Origin of the sequence: uncultured Prevotella sp. (assembly GCF_946407605.1) — a bacterium.
Taxonomy (GTDB): Bacteria; Bacteroidota; Bacteroidia; order Bacteroidales; family Bacteroidaceae; genus Prevotella.
The window spans coordinates 1-19,643 of sequence record NZ_CAMJOS010000007.1 but is presented as its reverse complement, the minus strand read 5'-3'; the positions used below and the strand labels follow the sequence as shown (position 1 = coordinate 19,643).

Below are 19,643 nucleotides of genomic sequence, written 5' to 3'. Positions count from 1 at the left end.
TGCCGGTACGTATCGTTATGTGATTTTGCTCAGTTATGCGTACCTCTGAGGCTGCGCCTCGAAGGTAGGCTGCACCTCGGAAAAACTCAAATAAATTTGGTTTTTCGCTCAGTTTGCACTACTCTGACCTACGGTCGAAGGTACTTTCACTCGAGAATGAAAAGAAAAACAAGTTTTCCTTTTGCATTCTCCTCGCTTATTCGTACCTTTGCAGTATGATATCAAAGAACCAGATAAAATACGTGAGGCAGCTGGAGAGGAAAAAGGGACGCACAGCAGAGGGACTCTTCGTGGCAGAAGGGCCGAAAGTGGTGGGTGACCTGATAGCTGCAGGGTACCAGCCGAAGATGGTGTTTGCCATCAAGGAGTGGAAAGAGAAGCACGGCGACATGGACGTGCAGGAGGTGACTGAGGAGGAGCTGCAGAAGGTGAGCTTCCTGCAGCATCCGCAACAGGTGCTGGCGCTATTGGAGATGCCAAAGAGCGTGGCTCTGGACAATGCTGGCAAGGAGCTGTGCCTGGCGCTGGACGGCGTGCAAGACCCTGGGAACCTGGGCACCATCATCCGCATTGCGGACTGGTTTGGCATCAGGACCATCTACTGCTCGGAGGATACGGCTGACGCCTGGAACCCGAAGGTGATTCAGGCTACCATGGGTAGCATAGCCCGCGTAAAAATGGTATATACCGACCTGAAAGCATTGATAGAGAAGGCTGAGGTGCCGGTATATGGCACGCTGCTGGACGGACAGGATATCTACACGCAGCCGTTATCGAAAGAGGGCATCATCGTGATGGGAAATGAGGGTAACGGCATTTCCCAGGAGATTAGAAAACTGATAACACACCGACTGCTGATACCGAAATATCAGGAGGGCCCAGAGAGCCTGAACGTAGCCATTGCTACGGCGATAACGTGCTCGGAATTCAGACGCAGACTATAACACGTGCTGCATGACGATGGCATCGTGATAATGCTCGCCATCGAAAAGCCAGTCGGCAAGACGCGCTGACTGCTGATAACCCATTTGCTGGAAGAGTCGCAGCGTGTTGTCGTTGCTGACGGCGATAACCACATAGATCTGATGAAGATGGAGCGTGCGGCGGGCATAGTCGTGAATCTTCAGGATGGTGGCGGCGGCATAGCCCTGATGACGACAGGCACGCAGGATGACAAGTCCCAGCTCGGCCTTCATGTTCTTGGGGTCAAAAGACATCAGGTCGGCAAGACCAACGGTCTGGTGCGACTCGTTCTCGATGACCAGTCGCACTTGCTTGTCGGTATAGATGTCGCCTGTGGAACTGGAGAGGAACTCGTGGAGCAGAAAGCGAGAATAAGGCACATTGGTGATGCCCACGCCCCACAGCGCATCGTCGTTTTCGATGCGATAGAGCAGGTCGAGATCCTCAGGTTCGAGTGCCCTTAACGAGATAGCTGGCAATGGTTTCATAAAAACAACTCCCTTTGAACGATAATTACCTGACTGTCGTGATGATAGGTACCTATCTGATAACCGGCATGATGGGTGGCCTGAGTGATGATTTCCTCGTACGTCAAGGTGTCGGCATCGTAGATTAAAGTGACGAATCGCCTGTCGGTAGGCAGCTGCACCTCGGTGAGGCCTTTCTTATGGAGAATGGCGCGACACTCGGCTTTCATCCTGTCGCTGCCAATCAGCACATAGACGCGCTCCTCGCCGTAATTCTTGTAGATGCCCAGAGAACGGCGCACACGTGCGGTGAGCATCTGGATGAGGGCCAGGAAGGCGCGGAAATAGATGGCAAGCTTGATAGGCAGCGTGACCAGCAGGCTGAGGTGGCCGTAGTGCTTGCGGAAGAAGATGAACATGGCCTGATAGAACACATGCACATAGCGGAAAGTAGTTTTCTGCGTGGACTCGCCCTTATAGTGGACGATGCGTGCAGGCACATACCAGTTCTCGTAGCCTGCCTTCTGCAAGCGGTATGACAGGTCGATATCCTCGCCATACATGAAGAAGTCCTCGTCGAGCAGACCGGCTTTGTCCAAAGCCTCGCGACGCAGCATGAAGAACGCGCCGCTGACGACATCAATCTGTCCTGGGCAGTCCCACGACAGATGGCTCATGTAATAACGCTTGGGGAAGCCCAGCATCTTGAGCAGCGAGACAAAGGGTGTGGGCAGACCGCGGCGTGACTCACGGGCGATGGTGCCGTCGGAATTGTGCATCATGACGCCTGCACCGCCAGCCTTGGGATGGGCATCCATGAAGTCGAGCACCTGACGGATGCTGTCGTCGCCTACGAAGGTGTCGGGATTGAGCAGCAGCACATAGTCGCCCTTGGACTGACGAATGGCGAGGTTGTTGCCTTTGGCAAAGCCCAGGTTGTGGTTGCTGTCGATGATGGTAATAGCTGAGCCGAAACGCTGGGAGAGATAGTCCACAGAGCCGTCGGAGGAGTGGTTATCGACAACGATAATCTCGCAGTCGATGTCCTTCGTGGCCTTCTGGACACTGACGATGCTCTGCTCAACGTAGTAGCGCACATTATAATTGACTATGATAACAGACAGCTTCACTCTTCCTCGATTTCAGATTGACAGCGACTCATGGTAGGCAGGATGAACGGCATAGAGAGCAGCACCATCACAGCCAGATAGCCAAAAGCGGCCTCGAAAGCGTAAATATAATATAATAAGGTGTTGGCAATGAGCAACAGCCCCAAGATGTTGATGCGGATGAAACCCCAGCGCAGCAGGGCCGACTCGCGCTGAGTGACCAGCTGGCGATGGACACGGCCGAACTTGAACAGGCGCAGCGACAGTGGCACGAGGCCCAGCGTGAGCAGAATCATCACCATCTGAACAATGTACATCGACGTCTTAGAAGTCTCGGTATCAGACACCATAGCCATATCGACCTCGAAGTAATCGCCCATCACATAGATGATGCCTGCTACGAGCAGAAACTCGCAGTAAAGGAAGAGCAATATGTTTTTGACTTTCTTCATAACCAATTTTATTTATCTTCAAACGGCACACGATGGAGGATAGAACGCCCCAGCGTGACCTCATCGGTATATTCCAACTCGTTGCCAACGGCAATGCCGCGGGCTATCATCGTGACCTTAACATCGAACGGCGCCAACTTGCGGAAGATGTAGAAGTTGGTGGTGTCGCCCTCCATCGTAGAGCTCAGCGCGAGGATGACTTCCTTGACGTCACCTTCGGCCACACGACTGACCAGCGACTCAATCTCGAGATCGGAGGGCCCGATGCCATCCATCGGGGAGATAAGACCGCCCAGCACGTGATAGAGTCCCGTGAACTGCTGGGTGTTCTCTACTGCCATCACGTCCTGGATATTCTCAACCACGCAGATGGTAGAGGCATCGCGACGATGATCGGAGCAGATGGGACAGATGTCCTGGTCGCTGATGTTATGGCACACACGACAGAACTTCACCTCACGCTTCAGACGGTCGAGGGTCTGCGTGAACTGCGACACCTCGTCGGTCTCGAGCCTGAGCATATAGAGCACCAGGCGCAAGGCGGTCTTGCGGCCTATGCCGGGCAGCTTGGAAAACTCCTGTACTGCCGACTCAAGTAGTCGTGAGGGATATTGTTGTGTCATCAACTCTTAATTCTTAACTCTCAATTTCACTGAGTTCCAGCCATCGCATCGACTTCTCATCGAGTTCGTCGTTAAGCAACGGCAAACGCTTACTCATCGTGGTTATCTCATCGACGCTGAGGGTGCCAGAGCTCAGCGCGTCTTCTATGCTTTTCTTCTCGGCTTCCAGAGCGGCGATATCCTTCTCCAGCTGCTCGAACTCGCGTTTCTCCTTGAACGACATCTTACGCTTGGAGGTAGCCTCACGAACGGGGCGGGTGTCTTTCGACTCTTTCACCACCCCACTCTCTCTAGGCTGCAACGCCTGCCACTCACGATACTGGGTGTAGTTGCCAGGGAAGTCCTTGATCTCGCCCTGACCCTTGAACACCAGCAGATGGTCGACCACCTTATCCATGAAGTAGCGGTCGTGGCTAACCACGATGACGCAGCCTGCAAAGTCCTGAAGGTATTCCTCGAGAATCTGCAGCGTGACGATATCGAGGTCGTTGGTAGGCTCGTCGAGTACCAGGAAGTTGGGGTTGCGCATGAGCACCGTACAGAGATAGAGCTTGCGCCGCTCGCCACCCGAGAGCTTATAGACGTAGTTGTGCTGCTGTTCGGGGGTAAAGAGGAAATGCTGCAGAAACTGACTGGCGGTGAGATGTTTGCCACCACCCATATCGACATATTCGGCAATATCGCGCACCACGTCGATGACCTTGGTCTGCTCGTCGAACTGGATGCCGTCCTGCGAGAAATAACCGAAGCGCACGGTGTCGCCAATGACTATCTTGCCGTTGTCGGGCTCCTGCTGGCCTAACAGCATCTTCAGGAAGGTGCTCTTGCCTGTGCCGTTGTTGCCCACGATGCCCATCTTCTCGAAACGCGAGAAGTTATAGTAGAAGTCCTTCATGATGACATAATCATCGAAGGCCTTCGAGATATACTGACACTCGAAAATCTTCGAGCCGATATAGACGTTGGAGGCTTTCAGACGGATGGAACGCTCTTCAATCCTGCTCTTCGCAATACGCTCCAGGTCGTAGAACGCATCCTCGCGGTACTTGGCCTTATGGCCTCGGGCCTGAGGCTGGCGGCGCATCCAGTCGAGCTCGGTGCGATAGAGGTTGTTGGCGCGGGCTATCTCGGCACGGCGGTTGTCGATACGCTCCTGGCGTTTCTCCAGATAATAGGAGTAGTTGCCGCGATAGGTGTAGATGGTGTGGTCGTCGAGCTCGAGGATGACGGAGCACACACGATCGAGGAAATAGCGGTCGTGGGTCACCATCAAAAGCGTCTTGTTGCCACGACTGAGGAAGCCCTCCAGCCACTCAATCATCTCAAGGTCGAGGTGGTTGGTAGGCTCGTCGAGAATCAACAGGTCGGGCTCGGTAATCAGCACGTTGGCCAGCGCCACACGCTTCTGCTGTCCGCCGCTGAGCTGACCCATAGGCTGCTGCAGGTCGCGAATCTTCAGTTGCGTAAGGATCTGCTTAGCCTTGAGTATCTTCTCTTCGTTGCCCTGATGATTAAAGCAGGCATCGAGCACGGAGTCGTCAGGCGAGAACTTCGGCGTCTGGTCGAGGATGCCCACCTTCAGGTCACGACGGAAGATAATCTCACCGCTGTCGTAGCCCTCCTTGCCTGCAAGGATAGAGAGCAGCGTGGACTTGCCCGTACCGTTCTTGGCGATGAGACCCACGCGCTGACGCTCGGCAATAGAGAACGAGATATTCTCGAAGAGCACCAGCGAGCCAAACGACTTCGTGAGGTTCTGGACGTCCAAATACGGTATTTCCTTCGCCATTATTCTTTCAACGACTTGTTGCTATTATTCCTTCAACGACTTGTTGATTTGGTCAATATAGTCGAGCACTTCATCACGACCACGAGCCTTTTCGGCCGAGGTGATGAAATAGGGCGGCATCTCCTCCCACGTCTCCAGCATCTTCGTGACGTAAGCCTGAACGTTGGCTTTCACCTTCGACTCCGACAGCTTGTCGGCCTTGGTGAAGACGATGGCGAAAGGAATAGACGAGATGCCCAGCCAGTTAATGAACTCCAAGTCGATGTTCTGTGCCTCGTGACGAATATCGACCAGCACAAAGACGTTCACCAGCTGCTCGCGTCCGAGGATATAACCGCGAATCATCTGGTCAAGCTTGGCAATCTCGCTCTTCGAGCGCTTGGCGAAGCCATAGCCTGGGAGGTCGACGAGATACCAGTCGCGATTTATCAGGAAGTGATTGATGAGCAGCGTCTTACCAGGTGTGGCTGACGTCTTTGCCAACTTCTTGTTGCGCGACAACATATTAATCAGACTCGACTTACCCACATTAGAGCGGCCAATGAAGGCATACTCGGGCTTCGTGTCCTTGGGGCACATAGTGACGTTGGGGGCCGATAATGTAAATTCCGCGGTTTTTATATCCATCTGTTTAAAAGAGACAATAAAGGGGCGACTCGCTTTTTAGTTCGACGCCCCTATAATCATTTGAGTTATTATCTGATTCTGTCAAGCGACCTCACCAGCTTTTCGTCTTTCACAATAGCCTTTCGAGCCAGGAAGGTCAGCAGGACACCCGCAAGGGGTAACGCCAGAAACCACTCCATAACGGGCTGCTTGACGGCCAACGTGATATAGAACATGATGCCGACAGACATCACCAAGTTGCAGAGTGTGGTCTGGAGCGGACGGTTGCGATAGAGAAATATCGTCACCAACGCCACAAGGGCCATCAGAGCGGCCAGCAGACGGGTGATGAGTTCTCCATCGAACACGGCACAGACTGCCTGGACGATAGCTGCAAGAAACAGGTATACAGTTTGAATGCGCTGTATCATGCCTCTGCGTTCTGAGAGTCCTTGGCGGGGTCACGCCAGTAGACCTTGCCCTCAACAAACTCCTGAGTAGCCAGCAACGAGGGCTTGGGCAGCTTCTCGTAGTAGCGAGAGATTTCAATCTGCTCACGATTCTCGAACACTTCCTCCAGAGAATCGTTATATGAGGCGAACTCAGCCAGCTTCTTAGACAGGTCTTCCTTGATCTGTACAGAGATCTGGTTGGCACGCTTGGCGATGATGGCAACACTCTCGTAGATGTTTCCGGTCTCATCGCAGAGATCCATAATGTTTCTGGTAACGGTATTTACCGGTGCTTTTGATTTCTTGTAATCCATGTTTATAAAATTATTCGCTTATGTTTTGTTCTTAATCTTTCGTAACTTTCTTGCACTTGGCAATATATTTCTCGGCCAGACTGCATTGTGCTGACTCAGGATATTCGTTCAGGAAGCCGTAGCACTCGTCCTCAGCATCGCGATAACGCTCCAGCTTCTTGTCCTCCGTAGAGTTCTCGGCCAACTCGAACTTGCTCTTCATCACCAGCAACGAGAAATCCTCGCGCCACTTGGTGTAGGGATAGGTCTTCAGGGCGTTCTGGGCCACGATGATGCATGAAGAATAGTTGCTCTCGGTGCCAGAATTCACATTGCCGAAATAACCGCCGAGGTTGAAATACAGCTGGGCGGAAAGCAGCTCTTTCACCACCAGCTTGTCCTGCAACTCGAACAGACGGTTCTGAGCCTTCTCACGCAACTGGGAGCCTGGGAAGAAATCGAGGAACTGCTGATAGGCGTTGATGGCACCAATGGTAGGCGTCTGATCCAAACGGGGCTCGGGCGCACTCTCATAGAGCGACTGACCCACATAGTACATAGCCTGCTCGGCATAAATGCCTCGCGGATAAATCTGATAATACTTGCGGAAGGTGGCAGCTGCCGACTCGAAATCTCCATTCATATAGTCGGACATGCCCAGCATATAGAGCGACTCCTCGGCTTCGTCAGAGCCTTTCTTGGCGGTAATCAAATCCTGTAAGAGAATGGCGGCTTGATTGAACTTTCCTTCGGCAAAGCTCTGCTTGGCATACTCATACCGATAGTCTAAGTCGGAACTCTTCAAAACCTTATTGTATTCACCCGCACAGCCCGTCAGAAGGAGGGCTAAAAGCGGCATGACTATAAGTCTTATCTTCATCATTGTTTATTTTTGAGCTGCAAAATTACTCATTTTTATTCAAAACGCAAAGAGTTTACATATTTTTTAACCGCTCATTATACAGATTTCACAGAATATTAGTACCTTTGTACCCCAAAATGAGCATTTTTAATCTTTCTTCAAAGTACAAACCTACTGGCGATCAGCCAGAAGCTATCCGCCAACTGACGGATGGTGTGATGCGTGGCGACAGGGCTCAGGTGCTGTTGGGCGTCACGGGTTCGGGTAAGACGTTCACGATGGCCAATGTCATTGCGAATGTCAACAAACCCACGTTGATTCTGAGTCATAACAAGACGCTGGCAGCACAGTTGTACGACGAGATGAAAGGCTTTTTTCCTGACAATGCCGTTGAGTATTATGTCAGTTATTATGACTACTACCAACCTGAAGCCTACCTGCCTACAACAGATACTTATATCGAGAAGGACTTGGCCATCAACGAAGAGATTGATAGGTTGAGACTATCTGCCGTAAGCAGTTTATTGTCAGGACGAAAAGATGTGGTCGTTGTATCTTCTGTTTCATGTATCTATGGCATGGGAAGTCCCAATGCACTTTCAGAGAATGTCATAGAACTGCATCAAGGGCAACATATCGACCGCAATGTTTTGTTAAGAAAATTGGTGCAGTCGCTATACATTCGTAATGACCTCACCTTGGAACGTGGCAACTTCCGTGTGAAGGGCGATACGGTTGATATCTACATGGCCTACAACAACATTATCCTGAGAGTGATTTTCTGGGACGATGAGATTGACGCCATCGAGGAGCTCGACCCAATCACGATGTTGCGTACTGGTCGCTATGCCGCCTATAAAATCTATCCTGCCAACCTCTTTATGACTACGCAGGAGCAGACCGACAAGGCTATTCACGATATTCAGGACGACCTGGTGAAGCAGGTGGCGTTCTTCGAGGAACTGGGCGACGAGATCAAGGCCCAGCGTATCAAGGAGCGCGTGGAGTATGATATGGAGATGATCAAGGAGCTGGGCCATTGCTCAGGCATTGAGAACTACTCGCGCTACTTCGACGGACGACAGGCTGGCGAACGACCCTACTGTTTGCTGGACTTCTTCCCTGACGACTTCCTGCTGTTTATCGATGAGAGCCACGTGTCTGTGCCGCAAATTGGTGGCATGTATGGCGGCGACAGGGCCCGCAAGACCAACCTCGTGGAATATGGTTTCCGTTTACCTGCCGCCTTCGACAACCGTCCCCTCACCTTTGAGGAGTTCCAGAAAGAGGTGCACCAAGTCATCTACGTCTCAGCCACCCCTGCCGACTTCGAGTTGGAGGAATCGGAAGGCGTGGTGGTGGAACAGGTGATTCGTCCTACAGGCCTGCTCGACCCAGAGATTGAGGTGCGCCCCAGCGAACATCAGATTGACGATCTGCTGGCGGAGATACATCTTCGCATAGACCGTCATGAGCGTGTGTTGGTCACCACGCTGACCAAGCGTATGGCTGAGGAGCTGTCGGAATATCTGCTGAACCACGGTGTTCAGACGGCTTATATCCATAGCGATGTAGGCACGCTGGACCGTGTGCAGATACTGGAGAAGCTGCGTGCAGGAGAATATGACGTGCTGGTGGGCGTGAACCTGCTGCGCGAGGGTCTCGACCTGCCTGAGGTATCGCTGGTGGCTATCCTTGATGCCGACAAGGAGGGTTTCTTACGTTCGCGCCGTTCGTTGGTACAGACAGCTGGTCGTGCTGCTCGTAACGTCAACGGTCGCGTCATCATGTATGCCGATACCATTACGCGTTCTATGCAGGAAACCATCGACGAGACCAACCGCCGTCGCATGAAGCAGCTGAAATATAATGAGGAACATCACATCACGCCTACACAGATTGTGAAGACGCTGAAGAGCTCGCTGAGTCGTGAGGACCGTCCTGATGTGAAGGAGCTGAAGATGACGGCTATTGGCGGTCAGCAGCAGGGCGATATGGCTGCCGACCCGATAGTGGAACACATGACGCGTCCGCAACTCGAGAAGCTCATTGCCGAGACTACCCGTCGCATGAAGGAAGCCGCCAAGGAGCTGAACTTCCTACAGGCAGCCCAGTATCGCGACGAGATTATCCGCATGCAGAAAGAGCTCGAACTGAAATAACCTTCCCTTATTTTCTGATTATCTGCACCTCGCCCGAAGCGCTCAACTTGATGATGCTCGACGGCTTGTGGGGCTTATGCTCCTGTCGGCGCGTCCAGCACACATAGTCCACCTGCTCCAAGATGCGTGGGTCTATGTCGCCATAGTTCTGAGCGGCAGGCTCGCCGCTGATATTCACCGACGTAGAGACGATGGCCTTCTGGAAACGGAAGCAGAGCTCCTTAGAGAAAGGCTCCTGCGTGATGCGGATGCCGATAGAGCCATCCTCGGCTATGAGGTTTGGAGCCAGGTTCACGGCACCATCGAGAATCAACGTGGTGGGCTTGTCCAAACAGTCAATCAGTTGCCAGGCCACATCGGGTACGTTACGGACATAGCGTTGCAAACGGGCATCGCTGTCTACCAAGCAGATCAATGCTTTTGAATCATCACGCTGCTTGATTTCATACACGCGTTTCACGGCTTCCGCATTGGTGGCGTCGCAGCCTATTCCCCAAACGGTATCTGTGGGATAGAGTATCACCCCACCCTTTCTCATCGCCTCAATGGCGTTCTTGATATCTTGTTCCTGTGTCATATTAATGTTTTTGATTTACCTTTCAACTTTCACCTTTCAACTTTCACCTTGATAACTCTAATTCCAGTATGCGAGGCATGTTTCTTGAGATACTGCCCCAGCGTCATCGGCTCTTCCACCACCTTCTTGTGTATCGACGAGGCGTTGAGCAGATGAAGACCATCGGCACGCCAAACGGCAAAACCCAAATGAGCTATGTCGAGTCCTGGCTTCGAACAGGTGATGGCGATGATGTCGCCGTCGTGAACAGCCTGCCGCATGGCCTGCGTGTTCTTCACTTCACGCTTGGGGATAAAGCGGTACTGCCTACCACTAAGTAGTTTCTCTTGCTGGGCTATCGTCGTTATAAACTCTGGATGTGCTTTCAGTGCGTCGTAGGCCTGCGGATGACGGCTCATATAGTTGATGTTCAACGTCTGCACAGCGGTAAAGGGTGCTGTGGTCTGCTGCACCTCGCTCACCAGTTGCATCGATGTCTTGTCGTCAATCCAGTCCGAGAAATAATGCAGGCGAGAGGGATATCCGTCGATGATGCCCTGACGATAGCGCAACAGCTTCAGATAGCGTGTAAAGTCGGCAAAGGTGCGTTCGTTGTTCTGCGCACATAACGTCAGCGCTACCACATACTCTACCAGCGTGGTACAGTCCAACTCGCGGGTATTCACCACCAGTCGCTCATCGCCCTTGGCGTTCACTTCCAGGGTATGGGCCACATAAGGGCGTCCTATCAGTTGACGGGCGAAATAGAGAGGCTCGGCCTGCGCATTCTTCAGCACATCGACCACAAAGAGGCTGTCGGCAGTCTCGTAGTCGATAGTTTGTGCCGATATGGTCAACGGCCACATCAGCAGCACGATGCAGAGTCTCACTAATCGTTTCATGACTTCTTGCGGTATTTCTTTTTCAGTCCGAAGTTACAGCCTACATAGACATTCAGGCTGCCAAAGGTGTTGTTGGTGCGGAAACGAGACATACTATAATTATAGGTATGCACAATGGCGCTGGCGCCAGCATACCATCGCATGTTGTTATAAACCACAGCGAAACGTCCCACGCCGTCGATATTCATATTCTTGAACGTAAAACCGCCACGCTCGTCATTCATCATATCGCCAAAGCTACGCTTATAGCCCAAGGCCATCTGCAGACTGGAGCCAAAGAGCCAGTTCTTGGCAAACACCCAGTTATAGGCATAGCCGCCCGAGATGCTGAGGTCATAATAGCGCACCTCGTCAACCCTCAGGCCGCTGTCAACAAGTATCGCATTTTTACCAAACTTGCTGTCTATCAGGTCTTGCAACTGGTCGGAGTCGAAATCCAGCGAGTGGCGCGTATAGCCCACGCCAGCCAGCCACGATCCGCAGCTTATTTTCTGGATGGTGCTCTGCGAGAAAGCCGCAGGATAGGAGAATCGTCCGTGATTGAAGATATAATAGATATTAGCGCCAGTAATGCCTACCTCTATGCCGTTGAAGGGTTGGTCCTCCAGTTCTGACATATCGGCATTACCGAAGTTCACTTGTTTCAGCTTATAGTCCTGACCTGTACGACGATAGAACAGGTCGATGCCAATCTGCGAGCTATACATGCTGAAGTCAAACTCGCGTCGTCCACCACCGAAGTTCAAGTTGCCCAGTTCGAAGGTATAGCCCAGAAACACCCATTTCCAGCCGGCATAGGGTCCTATGCGCAGGTTCCTGTCGGGCTTCATCGTGATGCTCTGGTTACCACCACTAAGACTGTATCGCTCATAGTTATAGGTAGTCTGTAGCATGGCGGCAAACACATAGTGCTGTGGTTCGATATAGCGTTCGTCCAAGCGGTCGAAACCTCGGATGATGCGACGAATCAGTCCCAGTTTTTTCTTGGGCTGTTCCGGCTCGGCCACAACAGTATCTGCCAACTGCTCAATAGGTGCTTCCATCTCTTCCTGTGCGCCTATTGTGTCAGTCAGCTCAACAGCTCCAGCTGTCATAGCAAACATCCATCCTATAGCTATAGTCAGTAATCTCATCAATATTTTCCTAAAATACGGTCCAGCACCCAGTTGACTGAGGTGGCAGAGACGCTGGTAGCAGTACACACAGCTCGTTCCTGAAGATGTTCACACACATTCTTGACGAGCGGATACTGTACATACTGCGGGTTGGGCACCTCGATATGCTGCGTGCCCTCGCTGGTGTGCACCTCGATGGGTGCGTAGTTGAACACAGAGAAGCTGAGCGACCCTTTGTTGCCAATAAGCAGAATGCGGTCTGTTCGTGCCGACTCGTGACCCACAAAGACCCACGAGCCGCTGCCAGGCAGTCCGTTCTCGAACTTAAACACCGCGCTCACAGAGTCCTCTGCACCATAGAGACCGCCCCTGTTGGCACAGATGCCACGGGCCTCGACAATGACGCCGAACATCTCCTGCAGCAGGTCTATCTGATGGGGCGCCAGGTCGTAGAAATAGCCACCACCCGCAATGTCGGGCTGAAGACGCCAGGGCAGGTTCTCGGGATGACCGTAGTCCAACTCACGCGGGGGCCACGCAAACCTTATCTGCACGTTGATGATATCGCCTATCTGTCCCTGCTCTACTATCTCCTTCACCTTGAGGAAATAAGGCAGGTAACGACGATAGTAGGCCACGAAACAGGGCACGCCAGTCTGCTCGCTAATGCGGTTTACACGGGCACAATCCTCATAGTTGGCTGCCAACGGTTTCTCCACATAAACAGGCTTGCCTGCCTTCATAGCCATGATAGCAAAGGTGGCATGACTGCTGGGCGGCGTGGCCACATAGATGGCGTTGACCTCAGGGTCGTCAATCAGTTCCTGAGCATCTGTATACCATCGTGGCACACCGTGTCTCACGGCATACGAGCGGGCCTTGAACTCCGTGCGACTCATCACAGCCACCACGGTCGAGTCCTCAACCTCGGCAAAAGCTGGTCCGCTCTTTTTCTCGCAGACCTCTCCGCAGCCTATAAAACCCCACTTCAACTGTTTCATATTTCCTAAATTTTTGCAAAGGTACAAATAATTATCAATTTTCAATTGTCAATTCTCAATTATTTTGTACCTTTGCAGAAAATTTCAGATACATCATGAATGCTACAAGCAATTTAAGCCTACATCATGTACGAAGCGTAGGGGCTGTCGTCCGCGACGGCTACCTGCTCTATACCAGCAATTTCAAACGACTTTTCCGGGCATCATGGATTTATGCCCTACTCTATGCGCTGGCCTTTGCCTGGATGACCAGCCGCATCATCTACGACGTGCTGCCGCTCATCGTCATCAGCCAGTATCCCTCGCTCGAGGTTCACTGGACGGCCAGTACCGCTGACTGGATTCTGGTAGCTATCTACTGTCTGGCGTTCGTCATCACCGCCCTGTTGCTGGCTGCCGTAGCCATCAAGGCCTGCGACGACCATCGCACCACTGATGCCATCCAGCGTCCTGACCACTGGTGGGGCGTGCTGCCCAATAAGACGGTGCCCTGTCTGTTGCGTCCACTGCGCAGCAAGTCCTACGCCCACACTACCTTTTTCAAGGGGTTGCGCTATTTCGGACTGCTCTTTGCCACGCTGTTGCTCACGGGCATCATCACCTCGCTGCTCACCTTCTTCTGTGAGTTGCCGGGCATCATCATCGGCACAGCCAACATCAAGGCTTATGCTGGAGCTGCTATGGGCGACCCGCTGGGCTTGCCCGACTACCTGAGCACGCTGACCTTCGTGGCCTTCACCATCGCTGGCTTCATCCAGGCCTACGTTCATCTGGTCACCATCTTCCCGCTCTACTACGCCTGCGGCACCATCGCCCAGCGCGAACAGCTCAACAAGAAGTTCCAGTAACCTTTCAACTTTCAACTTTCACCTCTTCACCAAGTATGAAAAAAATACTCTTTATAGATCGCGACGGAACAATCGTAGAAGAACCCCACGACGAGCAGGTCGACGACCTCTCGAAAATCCGATTCAAGCCAGGCGTATTCCGCTGGCTCGCCTTCCTGCGCGAAAAGACAGATTTCCGTTTCGTCATGGTTTCCAACCAAGACGGCCTAGGCACCTCTGCCTTCCCAGAAGACACTTTCTGGCCCTCGCAGAACTTCATCCTCGATGCCCTCAAAGGCGAAGGCGTTGAGTTCGACGATATCCTCATCGATCCGCACTTCCCTGAGGACAACGCCCCCACACGCAAGCCACAGACCGGCCTGGTAGAGAAATATATCAACAACCCCGACTACGACATCGCCAACAGCTATGTCATCGGCGACCGCGAGACTGACGCCCTCTTTGCCAAGAACATTGGCTGCAAGGCACTCATCCTGGGTGAGAACATGACCTGGAAACAAGTAGCTGAGCAGGTATTCGACGGCGAGCGTACAGCCGAGGTACGACGCACCACGAAGGAGACCGACATCCACGTGCGACTCACTCTCGACGGTACGGGAAAGGCCGATATACAAACGGGACTGGGATTCTTCGACCACATGCTCGAACAGATAGCACGCCACGGACAGATGGACCTGCTGATCCACACCAAGGGCGACTTACACGTTGACGAGCACCACACCATCGAAGATACTGGACTGGCCCTCGGTGAATGCCTCCTCAAGGCGCTAGGCAGCAAGCGCGGCATCGAGCGCTACGGCTTCTCATTGCCCATGGACGACTGTCATGCCCACGTGGCCCTCGACTTTGGCGGACGTCCCTGGCTCATCTGGAAGACCGCCTTCCACCGCGAGCGCATTGGCGATGTGCCCACCGAGATGTTCTTCCATTTCTTCAAGAGCCTCTCCGACGCTGCCCTTATGAACCTCTACATCGAGGCAGAAGGCGACAACGAGCACCACAAGGCCGAGGCCATCTTCAAGGCCCTTGCCCGCTCGCTCCGTGCGGCAGTGCGTCGCGACATTGACCACTATCAGCTGCCCTCAACCAAGGGTATGCTCTAGAGAATATTCTTACATATTATTAACTAATTAATCAATTCTACACAAATGAAAAAAGTTTATTTAGCAGCCATGCTGTCACTCTCTGTGATGGCAGCCAACGCTCAGGAGCCAAATATCCCCATGTTTGGCGGCCAACAGCAAATCGACGTGAATTTCGATGAGTACGTAGCAGCACCTCAAGGCTTTGACCAGGAGCGCGAAGGCATCGCAAAAGGCACCGTGAAGCTCATTGAGTATCAGTCAGAATCAGTAGGCACAGTACGCAAGGCCAACGTCTATCTGCCCCCGATGTACGACGCCAGCAAGAAGTATAGCGTGCTCTACCTGCTCCACGGCATTGGTGGCGACGAGAACGAATGGTATCGTGACGGCGGCAAGCCCAACATCATCATGGACAACCTCTATGCCGACGGCAAAGTGGCCGACATGATTGTGGTGATGCCTAACGGTCGCGCACAGAAGGACGACTCACGCAATGGTGGCTTTGGTTCGTTTGCTGCGTTCGGTGAGTTCGACAAAGACCTCATCGGCAGCCTCATTCCATATATAGAGAAGAACTTCAGCGTCTATGCCGACAGAGACCATCGCGCCATCGCAGGCCTGTCAATGGGTGGCGGTCAGTCGCTCAATTTTGGACTGGGCCACATGGACGTCTTTGCCTTCGTGGGCGGTTTCTCGTCAGCACCCAACACCCAACGTGCTGCACAACTCATCCCCGATGTAGAGAAGGTGAAGAAGGAAAACAAGCTGCTCTGGATGGTATGTGGCGGTGCTGACGGCCTGATGAACAACAGCGCACAGCTCAAGGCGTTCTGCGATGAGAAAGGCATTCCCTGCACCCTCATCAACTATCCTGGAGAAGGTCACAACTTCGTAGTATGGAAGTATGGCCTCTACAACTTTGCCCAGCTAATTTTCAAATAAATTACATGCAAGTGCCAAAAGTGCACTGAATTGAATATAATTATTTGCGCTCACACGAGGAAATAGATTTTTCTACGTGTGAGCGCAATATTTTATATGGTAATGAAATGAATCGTTTCTTAATAATCACAGATGAATTAATGAATGAAACGGAGCTCGCGCAGCTCGTGATCGCCCATAAGACAACTCTTGTCCACCTCACCGCTGACACCGAGGATGCGACCCTTGCAAGTGTACTGCCAGATGATGTAATCGCGCTTGTCAGCAAGCACAGGAGGCTCATCGGCATACATGGCAACCATCAAATGGTATTCGGAAAGCTGGCCTACGAGGTGTTCGTTGTAGAAATTACGATAGGTATAGACCAGTGGTTTCTGATTGTAAGCACCCTCGAGCATGTCGAGGAACTTATGAAGTGAGTCGCAGAACTCACGGTCGGAGAGCTTGCCGGTAGTCTCAACATCGAGCATGGGAATAAGGTCCTGTTCGCCAGGCAGACATTGGGTCATGAAATTCTGGAGCTGGGAATACAGGTTGACGGTAGGACGGAAGAAATGGTAGGAACCCACCTTCAGCCCATGACGATGGGCCAGGTCGATGTTACGTTCATACTGTGAGTCTATGCGGTCGCCACCTTCGGTAGCCTTCAGATAGACGTAAGACATCTTGGTTTTCTCGCCAACGGTTTCCCAGAACACCTCGCCCTGATAATGGCTCATGTCGATGCCGTGAACATGGTTGCAAGTATCCTCACAAACGAGATATGGATTCTCGTGAATAGTTGGTGGCGTTACCTTCTTGCGCTTCACCACGCGGATGGTACGGGCGCGCTTCTTCGTTTTCTTCTTGGGCTTGGCGCCAGTGTCAATCACCATAGCGAAGCAGAAAAGTATTGTCAGGAATATAGTAAGTCTTTTCATGTTAGTTCTGTTTGATAATTACCTTAATCTTGGAGATGCGATGGCCATCGAGTTCTACGATCTCGAACTTGAACTTGTCGTACTCTAAACGCTCGTGCAGGCTGGGGAAGTCGCCCTTCAGCTCGAGCAGCAAACCAGCCAGCGTGTCGGCATCGCCTTCTACGTCCTCGAAGGCCTCGTCGTCAATCTTCAATATCTTATAGAAATCGGACAACAAGGTCTTACCTTCAAAGATATAGGTGTTAGTGTTGACGCGAACATACTGATGGTCGTCCTCGTCATACTCGTCGTTGATTTCGCCCACAATCTCCTCAAGAATATCTTCCAAGGTGATGAGACCGCTGGTGCCTCCAAATTCGTCGACCACAATGGCTATATGCACCTTGTTTTCCTGAAAATCGCGCAGCAGGTCGTCAATCTTCTTGGTCTCGGGCACAAAGTAAGGCGGACGGATAAGCGACTGCCAACGGAAGGTGGCAGGCTTGGAGAGATGAGGCAGTAGGTCCTTGATATATAGGATGCCGCGAATATTATCTATCGAATCCTGATAGACTGGAATACGCGAATAGTTGTTCTCGACAATGCAGTTGATAACCTCGGGGAACGACGAACGAAAGTCGAGGTCGACAATATCCTGACGGCTGGTCATGACCTCCTTGGCCGTCTCGTCGCCAAAACGCACAATACCCTCAAGCATGTTCTGCTCTTCCTTCAGTTCCTCCTTATCGGTGAGTTCGAGGGCCTGTTCCAGGTCGTCAACGCTCAGCACATGGTTCTCCTGATGCACCATCTTACCAGCCAGGGCACCAGAACGGATGAGGATGTTAGAGAGGTAATAAAAGACCTTGCTAAGCACCATGATGGCAGGGGCAAACATTCGGCAAACCGCCAACGCATGCTGTCCGCTATAGACCTTGGGCATAATCTCGCCGAAGAGCAACAGCAGGAAGGTGAGCAGGACAGTAATCATGACAAACTCCAACCACTGGCCGCCATCGTCGAACGAGACAAGCTGTGAGAAGAAATAATTGCAGAGCATAATGATGGTCACATTCACCAAGTTGTTGGTAATCAGAATGGTGGCCAACGTGCGCTCAGAGTTCTCGCGCAGATATTTTATCTTGGCGTCAACACGATTTTTCTCTTCGTCGAGCTCGTTTAAGTCATTGGGAGAAAGTGAAAAGAATGCTATCTCAGAACCTGAGGCGAACCCTGAAAACAGCAGGAGCACACAAGCCAGGACAATAGCAAAGATGGCCCCGAACCCTAAAGGTCCGTTAGGAAAAAACTCTATATGACTAAAAATCGATTGGAGATAATCCATTTTACCGCATTAGAAAGGCATTGCATTATTATCGTCCGATGTAGAAGTAGCGGCTGACGGCTGTGCGGCTGGCGAGGTTTCGGGCTGACCTACAGGGCGCGGTGAGAGCATTTCCATGTTGTCGGCCCAGATCTCCGTATAATACTGACGCTTGCCTTGCTTGTCATCATAGGATGCGTAATGGATACGACCTTCTATATAAAGCTTGTCGCCCTTGTGCACATAATGTTCTACCACCTCGGCCAACTTGCGCCAAAGGATGACAGAGTGCCACTCTGTGCGGTCGGGCACCTGAGTACCGTTCTGAAGGGTATAGCCGCGTTCGGTGGTGGCCAGCGACAAGCGTGCCACAGGCTGACCCTGGTCTACATAACGCACCTCGGGTTCTTTACCTACATTGCCTATCAGCATCACCTTATTCATAGCTCAATCAATATTGGTTCTTTGCCATTCCCAGATAACGGAAACTGAAATTCTTGCCTTTTGCTGAGGGGAACTGACTGCGCTCGTCAACACGCTGACGAAGATGTTCTACGATGCGATTATAGCAGTCGATGCCAGAGATGGCACGCACCTGAGCCACAAAATGGGTGTCGCGATACTGGAACTTACCTGTGCCGGGCACCAGCAACACGCGCTTGAAATCGATGGTTCCCTCATACCAACCGTCGCGCTCCTCGTTCAGCTTCATAATGGCTGACGTTGCTGGGCGCTGGGGCTTCATCTCCATATCGTCGGCACCACGCACGGCACGCTTCTCCTTGAAGTCGAGCATCGTGGCAGCCTCAGTCTTGATAATAATGAAATAAACGCGGGGACGAATCTTATATCTCTTAGGATAGAACACATCGCTTGCCACGTATTCACGGATATCGGCCTCGAGTACAGGATTCATGCCAATTTCATCAATATTGCTCAGAAATTCAATGGCATCATCAGCACTCGACACGAGCGTCTCATTGTCGAAATATCTTAAGTATAAATTCATTATTGCGTGAAAAGGTTGTTTTCCTAAAATAAAAAAAAGAGCGGAAAACGGGACTCGGACCCGCGACCCCAACCTTGGCAAGGTTGTGCTCTACCAACTGAGCTATTTCCGCAGAAGTGAGAAAAAAGAGGTGAAGAGGAGGAGACTCGAACTCCCACGTCGCAATTGACACTACCCCCTCAAA

At 52.0% G+C, this 19,643-nt stretch carries 22 protein-coding genes and 1 tRNA gene; 5 read left to right on the top strand and 18 right to left on the bottom strand.

All coding sequences use genetic code 11. The annotated features are described in order from the left end of the window. The first annotated feature begins 215 nt into the window (after nucleotides 1-215). Complete coding sequence (locus Q0R57_RS04835; RefSeq protein WP_294744275.1) at nucleotides 216-944, top strand: RNA methyltransferase; 729 nt, start codon at nucleotides 216-218, stop codon at nucleotides 942-944. Here the strand turns inward: Q0R57_RS04835 and Q0R57_RS04830 are convergent. The 9 genes from Q0R57_RS04830 to bamD form a co-directional block, all read right to left on the bottom strand. After that, nucleotides 939-1,451: a GNAT family N-acetyltransferase gene (locus Q0R57_RS04830; RefSeq protein WP_294744274.1), complete on the bottom strand. Its 513-nt coding sequence runs from the start codon at nucleotides 1,449-1,451 to the stop codon at nucleotides 939-941. The two genes, Q0R57_RS04835 and Q0R57_RS04830, sit on opposite strands and share 6 nt — an antisense overlap. Then, on the bottom strand, nucleotides 1,448-2,560 hold the full coding sequence (locus Q0R57_RS04825) for a glycosyltransferase family 2 protein (protein WP_294744273.1): 1,113 nt from the start codon (nucleotides 2,558-2,560) through the stop codon (nucleotides 1,448-1,450). Before Q0R57_RS04825 ends, Q0R57_RS04830 begins: the two co-directional genes overlap by 4 nt. Next, nucleotides 2,557-2,991 (bottom strand): hypothetical protein, encoded by a 435-nt coding sequence (locus Q0R57_RS04820; RefSeq protein ID WP_294744272.1) that lies wholly within the window; start codon nucleotides 2,989-2,991, stop codon nucleotides 2,557-2,559. Before Q0R57_RS04820 ends, Q0R57_RS04825 begins: the two co-directional genes overlap by 4 nt. A gap of 8 nt (nucleotides 2,992-2,999) precedes the next feature. Then, nucleotides 3,000-3,614: a recombination mediator RecR gene (gene recR / locus Q0R57_RS04815; RefSeq protein WP_294744271.1), complete on the bottom strand. Its 615-nt coding sequence runs from the start codon at nucleotides 3,612-3,614 to the stop codon at nucleotides 3,000-3,002. 13 nt (nucleotides 3,615-3,627) lie between these two features. Then, a complete protein-coding gene (locus Q0R57_RS04810) occupies nucleotides 3,628-5,403 on the bottom strand; it encodes an ABC-F family ATP-binding cassette domain-containing protein (RefSeq protein ID WP_294744270.1) in 1,776 nt (591 codons plus the stop codon). Between the two features lie 24 nt (nucleotides 5,404-5,427). Beyond that, nucleotides 5,428-6,030 carry a ribosome biogenesis GTP-binding protein YihA/YsxC gene (gene yihA, locus Q0R57_RS04805; protein WP_294744269.1) on the bottom strand — a complete coding sequence of 201 codons (603 nt, stop codon included), beginning with the start codon at nucleotides 6,028-6,030 and terminating at the stop codon, nucleotides 5,428-5,430. Between the two features lie 68 nt (nucleotides 6,031-6,098). After that, nucleotides 6,099-6,440: a DUF4293 family protein gene (locus Q0R57_RS04800; protein WP_294744268.1), complete on the bottom strand. Its 342-nt coding sequence runs from the start codon at nucleotides 6,438-6,440 to the stop codon at nucleotides 6,099-6,101. Further along, nucleotides 6,437-6,775: a DNA-directed RNA polymerase subunit omega gene (locus Q0R57_RS04795; protein ID WP_294744267.1), complete on the bottom strand. Its 339-nt coding sequence runs from the start codon at nucleotides 6,773-6,775 to the stop codon at nucleotides 6,437-6,439. The genes Q0R57_RS04800 and Q0R57_RS04795 overlap by 4 nt, the downstream gene beginning before the upstream one ends. A 31-nt stretch (nucleotides 6,776-6,806) precedes the next feature. Continuing rightward, nucleotides 6,807-7,634 carry an outer membrane protein assembly factor BamD gene (gene bamD, locus Q0R57_RS04790; RefSeq protein ID WP_294744342.1) on the bottom strand — a complete coding sequence of 276 codons (828 nt, stop codon included), beginning with the start codon at nucleotides 7,632-7,634 and terminating at the stop codon, nucleotides 6,807-6,809. Between the two features lie 119 nt (nucleotides 7,635-7,753). Here bamD and uvrB point away from each other — a divergent pair, with 119 nt between their 5' ends. Continuing rightward, nucleotides 7,754-9,778 carry an excinuclease ABC subunit UvrB gene (uvrB, locus tag Q0R57_RS04785; protein ID WP_294744266.1) on the top strand — a complete coding sequence of 675 codons (2,025 nt, stop codon included), beginning with the start codon at nucleotides 7,754-7,756 and terminating at the stop codon, nucleotides 9,776-9,778. A gap of 7 nt (nucleotides 9,779-9,785) precedes the next feature. Here uvrB and Q0R57_RS04780 read toward each other — a convergent pair whose 3' ends face one another. Genes Q0R57_RS04780 through Q0R57_RS04765 form a run of 4 tightly spaced genes read right to left on the bottom strand, consistent with a single transcriptional unit; the run spans nucleotide 9,786 to nucleotide 13,352 of the window. Beyond that, nucleotides 9,786-10,355 carry an L-threonylcarbamoyladenylate synthase gene (locus Q0R57_RS04780; RefSeq protein ID WP_294744265.1) on the bottom strand — a complete coding sequence of 190 codons (570 nt, stop codon included), beginning with the start codon at nucleotides 10,353-10,355 and terminating at the stop codon, nucleotides 9,786-9,788. A 29-nt stretch (nucleotides 10,356-10,384) separates the two neighbouring features. Further along, nucleotides 10,385-11,236 carry an N-acetylmuramoyl-L-alanine amidase-like domain-containing protein gene (locus Q0R57_RS04775; protein WP_294744264.1) on the bottom strand — a complete coding sequence of 284 codons (852 nt, stop codon included), beginning with the start codon at nucleotides 11,234-11,236 and terminating at the stop codon, nucleotides 10,385-10,387. Further along, complete coding sequence (locus tag Q0R57_RS04770; protein ID WP_294744263.1) at nucleotides 11,233-12,369, bottom strand: DUF4421 domain-containing protein; 1,137 nt, start codon at nucleotides 12,367-12,369, stop codon at nucleotides 11,233-11,235. Before Q0R57_RS04770 ends, Q0R57_RS04775 begins: the two co-directional genes overlap by 4 nt. Further along, nucleotides 12,369-13,352, bottom strand: a complete 984-nt coding sequence (locus Q0R57_RS04765) for a Gfo/Idh/MocA family oxidoreductase (RefSeq protein WP_294744262.1) — start codon at nucleotides 13,350-13,352, stop codon at nucleotides 12,369-12,371. Before Q0R57_RS04765 ends, Q0R57_RS04770 begins: the two co-directional genes overlap by 1 nt. A gap of 95 nt (nucleotides 13,353-13,447) precedes the next feature. On the opposite strand from Q0R57_RS04765, the gene Q0R57_RS04760 reads away from it, so the two are divergent. From Q0R57_RS04760 to Q0R57_RS04750, 3 genes are read left to right on the top strand one after another with little or no spacing between them, the layout of a single operon-like run. Then, nucleotides 13,448-14,200 carry a hypothetical protein gene (locus tag Q0R57_RS04760; RefSeq protein ID WP_294744261.1) on the top strand — a complete coding sequence of 251 codons (753 nt, stop codon included), beginning with the start codon at nucleotides 13,448-13,450 and terminating at the stop codon, nucleotides 14,198-14,200. A gap of 35 nt (nucleotides 14,201-14,235) precedes the next feature. After that, on the top strand, nucleotides 14,236-15,303 hold the full coding sequence (gene hisB, locus Q0R57_RS04755) for a bifunctional histidinol-phosphatase/imidazoleglycerol-phosphate dehydratase HisB (RefSeq protein ID WP_294744260.1): 1,068 nt from the start codon (nucleotides 14,236-14,238) through the stop codon (nucleotides 15,301-15,303). A 45-nt stretch (nucleotides 15,304-15,348) separates the two neighbouring features. Then, nucleotides 15,349-16,227 (top strand): alpha/beta hydrolase-fold protein, encoded by an 879-nt coding sequence (locus Q0R57_RS04750; protein WP_294744259.1) that lies wholly within the window; start codon nucleotides 15,349-15,351, stop codon nucleotides 16,225-16,227. Between the two features lie 137 nt (nucleotides 16,228-16,364). Here the strand turns inward: Q0R57_RS04750 and Q0R57_RS04745 are convergent, their stop codons facing one another. From Q0R57_RS04745 to Q0R57_RS04725, 5 genes are all read right to left on the bottom strand, one after another. Beyond that, entirely contained in the window at nucleotides 16,365-17,147 is a 783-nt protein-coding gene (locus tag Q0R57_RS04745) for a GH25 family lysozyme (RefSeq protein ID WP_294744258.1), read from the bottom strand. Between the two features lies 1 nt (nucleotide 17,148). Further along, nucleotides 17,149-18,471, bottom strand: a complete 1,323-nt coding sequence (gene gldE / locus Q0R57_RS04740; RefSeq protein WP_294744257.1) for a gliding motility-associated protein GldE — start codon at nucleotides 18,469-18,471, stop codon at nucleotides 17,149-17,151. A 9-nt stretch (nucleotides 18,472-18,480) separates the two neighbouring features. Next, on the bottom strand, nucleotides 18,481-18,894 hold the full coding sequence (locus tag Q0R57_RS04735; RefSeq protein WP_294744256.1) for a single-stranded DNA-binding protein: 414 nt from the start codon (nucleotides 18,892-18,894) through the stop codon (nucleotides 18,481-18,483). Between the two features lie 7 nt (nucleotides 18,895-18,901). Continuing rightward, nucleotides 18,902-19,459: a hypothetical protein gene (locus Q0R57_RS04730; RefSeq protein WP_294744255.1), complete on the bottom strand. Its 558-nt coding sequence runs from the start codon at nucleotides 19,457-19,459 to the stop codon at nucleotides 18,902-18,904. Between the two features lie 39 nt (nucleotides 19,460-19,498). Further along, a tRNA-Gly gene (locus Q0R57_RS04725) sits at nucleotides 19,499-19,571 on the bottom strand. Nucleotides 19,572-19,643 lie beyond the last annotated feature (72 nt).